Genomic DNA, 11,470 nt, shown 5'->3' on the forward strand with positions numbered 1-11,470 from the left:
CTCATGTCGCTTCAGCCAGTGAACAGCTGTCTGAATTAGCGATACGTCTGCAAAGCCTGACCTCTCAATTTAAAGTTTAATGCATAAGTCAATTTATAATCGCTCGTTTCGCCTGAACATCTCACCATAAACTCGATCTAATAAAACAGGAGCGGAATTTCCCGTTGTCGGTTTTATTTGCCGACTATTCTGTTATGCTGGTTTTGTAAAGTGGGAGTACAAATGTCACTCAACACATTTTTTCGATTAACGCCTTTTGCCTGCCTGGCAGTAATCCTCAGCGCATGCGCATCCCGTGTCGTCGTCAACGTCAATGCGATATCCGATCCACAAGTAACAGATTATGGCAAACGTTACTATCTCACCAATGTAAATGAAGATGTCGCGACCAATGATCTTTATTTCCTTGAATTCCGTCGCTATTTCGATCATATACTAAAAAAACAGGGACTAATTAACAGTAAAACGCGTGACGAAGCGGATTTCGAAATACAGTTTCAATATGGAATCTCCGATGGTCGAACCGCTGTTCAGACCTACTCCTGGCCGATTTATGAGACCTTTGGCGGTTACTCGGTAACAGTTACAGAAAAGATTACCGATAGTGAAGGTCAAACCAGGACAGTGCAGCGAACATCTTATGTTCCTGCCTATGTGCAACGTGTAGGTAGCACCTATGAAACACGCAGTTATACTATTTATAACCGCTACGCCAATTTAGCTGCTCTCCCAATTCGCACAACTGGCGACAGGCAGCCAACACCAATCTGGAGTATTAACATTCATAGCGTCGGAGAAACCAGTGACCTTCGTGCCATCATGCCTTATCTGGCCGCAGCAAGTATACCTTTTCTAGGTCGCAACAGTGGGCAACAACAGGTATTTGAATTAAGTCATGACGACCCGACGGTTGTTGAACTACGTAATCTAATCTTCACGAAACCCTGATTTTTATTACTCAACAGGCGACAGGTTTAACGTACGAGTATCTCCTCGCGATTTCCTTTGTGGCAAACTGCCTCGGATCAGTTGAATCACTCGCTCTGCGGTGGAGCGATAGGCAGTGAGTTTGCCACCATACATGGTAACAAGTCTTGGCCTGTCATCGACATTGCTTAGCAAGCGTGTATCACGCACGCGGCTAAAGGGTGAATCGGATGACTGCGGCAAAACCCGCAGCCCCGCAAAAGCATCAGTAACATCCTCCCTGCGCTTCGCCTGATCACTGAAATAGTGGTTATAAGTATTCAATAAATAGTCTATCTCATCGTCAAGCGGAACCACGTTGGCTACATCGCCCCTGAACACTGTTTCAGTAGTGCCTATCATGGTTAGCCCTTTCCAGGGAATTACAAAAATTGCACGCTGATCCTGGGGAGCTTCCAGATAAAAAACACCGGATTTTGCTCGGTCATTCACAATAATATGCGTTCCTTGCACATGGTCGATCGTTATTCCCGTTTGATGCGGTATACATTTTTCCAGCACCTGATTCACCCAGGCTCCTGTGGCATTTATTAATACGCTACAGGTATATGAAAACTGCTGGCCAGCAGATGATATGGATATATCACAGCCTTGCTCATGAATAGAGGCATTATCAAAACTTGCGGGACACAACACTTCGGCACCCAGGGACTGGGCTGATTGTACAACGGCTTTTGTTAGGGCAACGTCATCAGTCTGCGCATCAAAATACTGATATACAGCCTGAAGACTCTCTAAGTGCAAACCATCCAGGGCATCCCATTGCCGTGGTGACAGTTTGCTAAAGCGGGCATCCTGATCAAAACCACTCAGCATACGATAAAGCTGCAATCCAACATGAATTTTCCACGGTCTGCGCACCGTGTGCTGATACACTGGAATGTAAAACGGGACAAGAGTTACCAGCTCAGGGGCATTTCGCAGAAGAATTGATCGTTCCTGTAAACACTCTCTAACAAGACCGAATTGAAAACTCTCAAGATAACGTAAACCACCGTGGATAAGCTTGCTGGATTTGCTGGAAGTTGCTGCACCGATAGCGGTTTTTTCCAGCAATAATACTGAATACCCGTTAGCAGCAGCCGCCTGCGCGATACCGGCACCATGAATCCCTCCACCGACAACTACGACGTCATAATGCAAATCATCCATGACAACTGCTTTGCTTAAACTCCGGCGCCTTTAACATCCCACCAATATCATTAGTTTCTATGAATTTGACACCTTTATGCATCCACTTGCTGGCAGCCTGCGCACTATCTATTTCATACAATACCAAATGCCAACTGGTTTCAGGAAATTTTACAAGTTGCTGTGGAATACACTCATAATCCACAAACATATAATCAGGCCGGAGCTGCTCTGCCAGTGCGTTGTTGCTTGAGTTCCATTCTTCAATCACCCAGCCTGTTTGAAATACATTAATTTTTTGCGCCAATTGAATAACTTCATAGTCAAAAGAAATTAGAATAACCTGATTCGAAACAGCTTCGACAACATCGACAATTTTCTGTAACACAAACTCTCGTCCAAATTTTCGAATGCTTGCCCGTTTTATTTCCACGAAAACACGGCGCTCAGGCCACCGGGACAGCAAACCAGCCAGTTGCACGAGCGAAGGAACTGGCTCCGCTTCAAACTGCTCCCCAAACCTCGAGGCAAAATGCGCACTGATACTGCCCAACTGGTCCGAATTTAATTCGTTGATGTCTCCCGCCTGGCCAGTTGTTCGCTGCAGCTTGTTATCGTGCAATAGTACCGGCACACCATCCCGGGTTAGTTGCACGTCACATTCTACAAAGCAGGCACCTGCAATAAATGCCTGCTCGATTGCCAGCAGGGTGTTTTCTGGATACCTGATACTGTAGCCACGATGCGCAACTAACTGCGGGATATTATATTTTGACATTTGTGTATTAGCTGCCTTTCTATATTGATTTATATCGTTTCAACTCTTGCTGCATCGAATTGCTCCAGCGAGAAAAACGTGATTGTAAAGATGCTTCAACCTGCACATTGAACCAATGACCTGATTGACTCTCTTCCCAGGCTGAAGGGAAATCAGCTGCCAAAAATGCCACACCGAGTGCCGTTGCTTCTCCCTGCACAGGACGATAAACGGGTAACTCCACAAGGTTTGCCAGCTTCTGGCACAATCCATCGCTGTTAGCCAATCCACCGGTTACAATGATCTTTTTTAATGGCTCATATTCTTCCTGTAACAACTGAAGGTTTACCCGAATCAGGAATAATATGCTTTCAGCAACTGCAACTATTTTTTCTTTTGGACTACCGTCACCAATGAACTTGCAGGGAAAATTCGGCACCCAATACGGCGCCCCCAATCCCGCAACGCCATTTAAAAACAGCGGCGGTTCTGAAAATTCTAGAAGCCATGCGTCAAAATGCTGTTCCGCTTCCTCACCAGGTATACCTAAAGCATCCTCTACTTCCATTAAGGCATTCGACGCGCCATTAACCGTACATTCGATCACATAGTTACTTTGCTGCCGACTTTGAAAAACTACGCTGCATAATAAATTCGGAATATCGATTTTTTCTGATCCGGTTGGTCGCTGAATAAAAGCTCCAGTACCCAAATTAATATACACAACATCATTATCCGGTTGACCATACGCATATAAGGCTGCGGATTGATCACCTGTTACGACTGTTAACGGAATATTAATATCACCCACTTTCAAATCACCATAAGATGCGGAAGTTGCCACACACTCCGGTAAATATTTCCCGGGTATATCAAACATGGATAATAATTCCGAATCCCAGTGTTTACTGTCGATATTCCATAACAGTGTGCGTGATGCGTTGGCGGGATCTACGAAATTATTTGCTTGCTGAACCAGTCGAAAAATCAAATAGCTGGCCAGTGGACCGTAAGCCAGGTAATCTTTCCCTAGCGCTTTTTGTACCGCAGCCAGATTATCCAGACACCACCTTATTTTGCTCGCGCCATAATGCGCCGATACCAGTAAACCGGTCTTTTGCCGTATAAGCTGATTCTGCGCCTGATATTGTTCCATCCATTGAAATGCCCTTATATCCTGCCAACTAATTGCAGGCGACAAGGCCGTCCCATCACGACGATCCCAACAAACAATGTTGGATCGCTGGGTAGCTAATCCAGCCGCAGCTATTCGCCCTACATCAGACTGTAATTGTTCGCTGATACGATTTAATACGTAATGTATGGAATCAGCTAATTCTTCAGCATCCTGTTCAACCCAGCCCAGACGCGGATGCTCTACACTAACAGCCCGCTGTACCTTGACTATTTCGTTACCTTCACAGTCAAAGACAATCGCGCGTGAGGAACCGCCTCCCTGATCAATTGCCAAAATCCAGTCGCGCTCAGTCATACTGTAAAGTTTAGATAAAAAGTAAGTTTCTTACCGGTCTCGATATCAACATCCCATTTAACTGGATTACATGATCATCAATACACTGAATCCGATTACCAGTTTCGCTGCGGAGCCAGCCTCGTGGTCAGATTTTCAGGTATTACCATCTAGCCTTGATAACCGACTGAATTTACTTGGTTTATCTGGATTACCCTGTTAATGAATATTGGAATACATCATAAAGATATGGCTTAAGCCGCCGATTAATAAGATAGTTTTGCACTAATTTTAAAGGACGGTGGCGAGCACTGTCAGATGACATGGTAAGCGTACAACGGAATGGCTGGGCCAGGCGAATAAATGACGAATCTAAATATTAAAATCTCCATTGATGATGAAATCATCACAGACTACCGGGAAAATTTTGTAGATCAATACGAGGTAGCTGCCAATTGTATATTGCAGCTGGAAAATGATCCCACTAATACGGATGCTATTCATGCTGTATTTCGCGCTCTCCACACGATTAAGGGTAATTCGAATTTATGTCAACTCGACATATTGACCAAATTCTCGCATGCGGTTGAGGAAATTACTGTGGCGATGCGTCAGGGTGAAATGGATTATTCACCGATAGTGGGTGAAGTCATTTTACTATCGCTTGATAAAATCAAGGAAGTCAGCGAAGACCTGTTTAATCACCGGGAAGTAGATTCAGATTTATTAAATGAAATTGAAAACTTGCTAATATCAATCTGTAAAAATCCAAAGAGCGGGGTTGAAGAAAAGGCAAGCCAGGTAATTTCGCTGATAGCAAATCGCACAATCGATAACGAAAACTTTACCGCATATGGAATAAGCGACCTGGTAACAAGTAACTCGCAGCACGCTAGTGAAAAAGAACTTGGACCAGCGCTGGATAAAAACAATGGCCTGGAATATTTTCAAAAACTGGCATTGTTACTGGAATCCAAGCTTCCCTACTGGAAAGGCCGCTCACAACGAACTATATCTCTGGCATCAGGCTTAAACCAGCTGATGGGAAGTCCCGAAGATCCAGTTCAACTTAAGGCAGCCGTTTATATCCACGACATTGCGCTCGCATTTCTTGATGAGCAGTTCTGGCAAAAAGAAACCAGGTTCAATGAAAATGAGCTCGTGCAAATGCAACAACACCCGGGGCTCTCAGCCAAATTACTGGAGCTCATTCCTGGCTGGGAAGATGCCAGGGAAATCGTACTACAGCACCACGAACGTTGGGATGGAACCGGTTATCCAAATCGCATCAAGGGTGATGAAATACGTCCTGGCGCACAATTACTTGCGGTAGTAGATGCCTTTGAATCCATGACTCATTCACGCGCCGATAGACAATACAAACGCTCAATATTGCGCGCCATGACCGAAATTAATAATTGCAGCGGAACCCAGTTCTCACCACACGTTACATCCCTGTTTAACTCGGTTGTAAAAGAAACTTTGGCGCAACGCAGTAAAGATAACTAGCTTCCAGCATAAATAGCGCAACGCATACTTAACTGTTGCGACGATTTCCTGAAATAACCTTTATCTTGAGGGAGATGCCACCAGATTATTGGCGCTTTCCAGGCATTTCGTCATCGTACTGACCACGGCATCGATAGCCCGATCCAGCAATGGTAACTCCGTCACTATGGATGCCTTCCCGCTATCCAGCTGCTTGATAAGATTATCCATAGATATATCGGCAACGAGCTTGTAACGACGATCGACGAAGGTGAAATCACCGGTAAAGTCGCATTTCCAGGATAATTTTCCACGCCTGGATTTTTCCTCGTTTATAAACTCGACCCAGGTTCCCATCTCCATGTCCCGGACAACAGGATGATTTTTACTACGCTTTGATTCTGGTGAAAGTTTTATCTGGGTAAAGTCATCACTACCCGAAAAATATTCGAAGTCTCCCAATTCATCCGCAAACGGATTGCCTCCCGTTTCGAAATCGGAATCTACATCATCCTTGTCATCCCCGGCATGCTCTAATTGTTCTGTCTTCGGCGTAAAATCAGTAGTACCTTTTAAACAATTTAAATGCAGGGTCCCAAGCTGATCAAGTAACTTTTGCACAGTCGCTTCATCGACGGATATAAATTTCAGTCCTTCACGCAGTCTTTTAATTATTTTGGGTATCGAACGTGTTAAAGCCTGCCGTTCACTCGCCATCAGCTTTGGCTGAACACTCCATATCAGTTCATCAACAACATCCAGACAAGCTGTCCAGGTTTGCCCCTTACACCCATTACGCATTCCAACAGCAGTAAGCACATCTTTCCATTTATTAACCAGCAAATTATAAACCAGCTTTGGAACACGATACTCACTAATCCTTTTTTCTATTTCATCAGAAACTTTTTGTTTGGTTTGTTCCAGAACTTTTTCTGATAATTTGTTATCCTGTAACTCTGTATCTACAAACTGTTTGAATTCTTCCAGCAACTCATCGAAGATTCCAACATTGGTCTGGAATTCTGAGAGCACACGGTTCACAACATATTCCACTTTGTGGAATATCACGTCATCCTCACCCTGATCCAGGGTATTGAATGCCGTTCCAGCATACGCCAGTTCGTTTAGCAGCAATCTTGCAGGATGGCTTTGCTGGTCAAAAAACTTTTTATCAAGAATTGCAACCTTTATTACAGGTATCTGTAAACGAGCAATTTCCGCTCGAATTCTGTCAGACAGTGATTTATCCTCAAGGATGAATTCAAACATCATACTGACAATATCAATTACATCTGACTCGTCATTCTCTATACCTTTTCTACTGCCATCCTGATCCTTGCCCAGTGCATTTAACAAGTTTTCCCGAATATCTTGAACAGATGTATATTTTAATTCTCCGGAACCGGTTTCAAAAAAGTCTCCCTGTAATTGTGTTAGTCCTGACAAAACATCATCGGTAACGTAATAACCGCCTCCACCAGGACCGCCACTAGCACCGCCACCGTCTACACCGCCAGTAATGGCACTTTGGCCCATTCCCACCTGGTCGCCTGGTTGTCCTCGATGCATCGAAAGAAGTTGACGTAGTGAGTCAAATGATACGTCGCCGGATTCAACAACAGGCGCGTTTTCTACTTTGTTTTGCGCTGACTGCGGGCTTTGAAGTTCAGGGACAGGCTTGGGTTTAACTTCCTGTGCTTCTGATTTAACAGGTCCTTTGAACTTTATTGTGGGCAAAACACCTGCCGTCACAAACATGTCATTTATTTCCTTGTACATCTCTTCCAGTTGCCCAGCTACCTGCTTTTCAAACATCTTGTAAACAATCAGTTTTATTTCCAGGGGAACAGAAAATAGCTCACCCGCCTGTTCGAATGCCCTGCAGATGTTGTCTGGAGAAACTGGATTGTTGTCAGAAGTAATTTCTACGTTTTCTAGAACGTGGTTGATACGCTGCACAATTGCCTGCAATTGCTCGCGATATAATCCATATGATTTTTCTATCATATTGGTAAAAGCGAGAGATTCTTCCAGGTCATCTTCATCAAGCAGACTGAGACTGGAATAGGAAAAATCATCGGAAGTGGCTTCTTCGCTACTACCATGATGTTTAATACCATTTAACGCATCGATAAAGTATTTTCCATACACATTAAAATACTGTTGAGCTACAGCCTTTTTCTCCAGCCGTAATTGACGCATTGCTTCAAAGTATGTTGATTGTTGCTGATTGGAGTCGGCTTTGTCTGCATACTCAAACATGCTGTCATCGATAGTGGAAAACAATGACTTCATATTTTTTTGCAAATGCTTTAAAGCAATTTCATTTACCGATTTAATGTGTGCAGGAAACTTACTGATTTCAGAATCCGTATTTCCAATCAAGTCTTCTACAACTTCTTGTTTCTCTGACGTATTACTACTATTTTCTGACGGTAAAGCCATGACTTAAATCCTCAGTCCCCAATTATCCTTATTTATAGACTAGATTACGGTGGCGCAATATTCTGTGACCAGGTTCAAGCTATGACTGCCAACCACGCGCATAATTTATAGAACTAATTACGGCGGCTTACTGTTTGACTTAATTCGATGTTAGAAAATGGAAATCTGATTGTGGAATATACGGAGAAGACAAGACTGATAACCACTACAGCGAGCCTGCAATGGCACGTCGCTGATTAATAGAAAAAACTAAATGGCAGAAATCTGGATAAATAAGCTAAATAAAGAGTGGAACTAGCGAGCCTGGCCTTGCCTCGCCCTTACAACATAGGCAATTTCTTCTTTCAGGATTTCTTCATCGACCTGCTTTTCGAAATTATCACGCCAGCCTTTGGGATAATCTTTTAACATGGCATGTTTAGTTGTTCTGCAACGATGCATGGAATCTCTGACGATTGCCTCTGGATCACGGTTCTGATAAACACCCTTGTTAGTGGCCAGGGAAACACATTGTTTGTAGTTTTGCACAGCGGCAATTCGTTGTTCCTTGTTGGGTAAGATAAGCTCTTGTTGAGATGTACAGGCGACGAGAGAAAACATCAAAACTAATGCCGGCAACAGCATCGAAATACTAAAAAACTTATCCATTACACTACCTCATTGAGACTCGATATCACTGTGGTCTTCACACCACAAAGCACTAAAATCTGGAACAAGCTGAAAATTCCTGTTACTTGCTACTTACGAAGTTGATTACGGCAAGACTGTTACGGTTGATAGGAATACATTATCAGTCCCGTCTTCGAATGATTTAACAATCCGCGACGTAATCAACATCATAAAAAACTGCTGATCGAATTTCCACCTCAAAATTGGTTTTCGAATCACAATTGTGAGCCACTTCTCAGTCTAATAACTATGTTGCTGATTTTCTGTACAAATTTCTGTGTTCTTCGAATGAGCAACAAAAATCTACATTCACTCACGCTAGAAATTATTGCACCCGACAGGAAACCTGGCAATTTCAGAATATTTAATCATAATTTAAGATATAAACATCTATTTATTGAAGAAATAGATAAATAAACTATAGTTAGCTCAGTGACTTAAGAAGATATATTACGTAGTACGACATTTTTCTGACGTTATTTACTTAAATACCTCGTTTATTCGGAGATAAACTGACAGAACCAATGGTTATGACTGAAACGTCATCAATAAAACGAAAGCAAAAAAAGCCGCATATGCTGCTGCGTCGAGCGGGTAAATTATTTACCGGACCATTTAAGAAACCTGCCCGCTTCGATAAGAACTCACCAGAAAATCCCCAACAAATAGAAATTCTAAAAAAACAGCTCAAATCTCAGGAACTACAACTAAGAAGAAAAAACCATCGCCTGCAACGCACTCAGAGCGAACTGAACAAGGCGCACGAGCAATACACTGAGCTTTATAACCTGTCGCCCATAGGCTTCTTCAATTTATCCCGTAAGGGCGTAATTCTAAATGCCAATAAAAAAGCGGCGGATCTGCTTGGGTGGAATATTGACCAGATTGTTAACAAACCACTTTCAACTTTTGTGCACCACACCAGTTTAAATACTTACTTTGACTTTATATCTGATCCCAGGGTAGTTCGTCCGCCATCAGTATGTGAATTAAAGTTTGTTCGCCAAAGAGGAATGCCATTCGAAGCATTAATGGAAGTCTCCTGTCATCGCAACAAACGAGGCGCTATTACTGACATAATAGTGTCAATAAGCGACATTACAGAAAGTAAAGAATATGAACATGCCTTGCTCGCGGAAATGGATAGAGCCCAGGTTACTTTACATTCTATTGGTGATGGCGTAATTACCACTGACGCTGACGGGATCATTGATTATATGAATCCTATCGCGGAGAATCTAACCGGTTGGTCCACAGAAATGGCGATTGGCAACCGGTTACAAACTGTCTTCCATGTCGTTAATGAAAAATCACAAAAACCCATCACCAATGCAGTCAGGCAATGCCTGAAAGCCAACCGCGTAATCACATTGGGCGAAGAATGTGTGCTTATCGGCAAGCACGGACAAAAATTTGCTATCCAGCAATCCATCGCACCGTTAAAACACCGAAACGGGAACGTACTGGGTATTGTTGTTGTGTTTAGCAATGTTACTGAAGCGCGTAATATGGCCCAGCAAATTGCTCATCAAGCCACTCATGATTCTCTCACAGGCCTGGTAAATCGACGTGAATTTGAAAAGCGACTCAGCAATGCCATAAAAGGCAGCAAGAACAGCCTCACCCATCACTGCCTGTGTTACCTGGATCTGGACCAGTTTAAAATCGTTAATGACACAGCCGGCCACGTGGCAGGGGATGAACTGTTGCGAAGGCTTACCATTCTCCTGAAATCAAAAATCCGTTCTCGAGATACACTGGCCCGTTATGGTGGTGACGAATTTGGACTGTTGCTTGATAATTGCCCCCTGGAACGAGCCTTTAACATTGCCAACTCGTTACTATCAGCAGTGCAAAACTTCAACTTCGAATGGGGAGGCCGTACTTTTAAAGTCGGGGTAAGCATTGGATTAGTACCGGTCACCGAAAACACGTCTAATACTGCTGAAATTATGAGCCAGGCGGATGTAGCATGTTATGCTGCGAAAGACCTGGGACGAAACCAGGTTCACATTTACGAGAATACGGATAATAAACTTGCCCAACGCCATTCTGAAATATTACGGGTGGCAGACATCACGGACTCGATAAAAGCTAATCGATTCCGCCTATATTGCCAGCCTATTGCTCCATTACAAACATCGGACGATGATCCTGAACATTATGAATTGTTAATTCGGTCCATCGATTCAGAGGGGAAAATTGAATTACCGGAAACGTTTATACCCGCTGCCGAGCGTTACGGCATGATGGCTACGATTGATCGCTGGGTTATTCACTCTGCATTTCGCCGCTATGTTGAACTCTTCGATCAGTCTGAAAATATCAAAATCGCCATTAACCTTTCAGGAAACTCACTTGCTGATTCATCGCTTTTACAATATGTGCGAGAAAACATCGATGAGTCAGGCGTGCCATCACGAAATGTCTGCTTCGAAATAACCGAGACCGCTGCGATCAGCAATCTGGAACAGGCCAGGACGTTTATTACAGAACTAAAAACGCTGGATTGTCAGTTTGCA

The 11,470-nt window shown here is 43.4% G+C and carries 8 protein-coding genes; 3 read left to right on the top strand and 5 right to left on the bottom strand.

Annotated elements, in window-relative coordinates; genetic code table 11:
• Positions 1–222: 222 nt before the first annotated feature.
• On the top strand, positions 223–948 hold the full coding sequence (locus ACWVCM_RS03440) for a hypothetical protein (RefSeq protein WP_455200311.1): 726 nt from the start codon (positions 223–225) through the stop codon (positions 946–948).
• A 6-nt stretch (positions 949–954) separates the two neighbouring features.
• Here ACWVCM_RS03440 and ACWVCM_RS03445 read toward each other — a convergent pair whose 3' ends face one another.
• From ACWVCM_RS03445 to ACWVCM_RS03455, 3 genes are read right to left on the bottom strand one after another with little or no spacing between them, the layout of a single operon-like run.
• Positions 955–2,139 carry a glycerol-3-phosphate dehydrogenase/oxidase gene (locus tag ACWVCM_RS03445; RefSeq protein WP_455200312.1) on the bottom strand — a complete coding sequence of 395 codons (1,185 nt, stop codon included), beginning with the start codon at positions 2,137–2,139 and terminating at the stop codon, positions 955–957.
• Positions 2,132–2,896, bottom strand: coding sequence for a glycerophosphodiester phosphodiesterase family protein (locus tag ACWVCM_RS03450; RefSeq protein WP_455200313.1), 765 nt, complete (start codon positions 2,894–2,896; stop codon positions 2,132–2,134). Before ACWVCM_RS03450 ends, ACWVCM_RS03445 begins: the two co-directional genes overlap by 8 nt.
• 19 nt (positions 2,897–2,915) lie before the next feature.
• Positions 2,916–4,367 (bottom strand): FGGY family carbohydrate kinase, encoded by a 1,452-nt coding sequence (locus ACWVCM_RS03455; RefSeq protein WP_455200314.1) that lies wholly within the window; start codon positions 4,365–4,367, stop codon positions 2,916–2,918.
• A 342-nt stretch (positions 4,368–4,709) separates the two neighbouring features.
• Between ACWVCM_RS03455 and ACWVCM_RS03460 the strand changes: the two genes are divergently transcribed.
• Positions 4,710–5,855 (top strand): HD domain-containing phosphohydrolase, encoded by a 1,146-nt coding sequence (locus ACWVCM_RS03460; RefSeq protein WP_455200315.1) that lies wholly within the window; start codon positions 4,710–4,712, stop codon positions 5,853–5,855.
• A gap of 60 nt (positions 5,856–5,915) precedes the next feature.
• Here ACWVCM_RS03460 and ACWVCM_RS03465 read toward each other — a convergent pair whose 3' ends face one another.
• Entirely contained in the window at positions 5,916–8,279 is a 2,364-nt protein-coding gene (locus ACWVCM_RS03465; RefSeq protein ID WP_455200316.1) for a DUF1631 domain-containing protein, read from the bottom strand.
• 294 nt (positions 8,280–8,573) lie between these two features.
• Positions 8,574–8,927 carry a hypothetical protein gene (locus tag ACWVCM_RS03470; protein WP_455200317.1) on the bottom strand — a complete coding sequence of 118 codons (354 nt, stop codon included), beginning with the start codon at positions 8,925–8,927 and terminating at the stop codon, positions 8,574–8,576.
• A 596-nt stretch (positions 8,928–9,523) separates the two neighbouring features.
• Between ACWVCM_RS03470 and ACWVCM_RS03475 the strand changes: the two genes are divergently transcribed.
• Positions 9,524–11,470 (top strand): diguanylate cyclase (locus ACWVCM_RS03475; RefSeq protein WP_455200318.1); only part of this gene is annotated, 1,947 nt, incomplete at its 3' end.

The sequence above is a fragment of the Kaarinaea lacus genome (genome assembly GCF_975902315.1).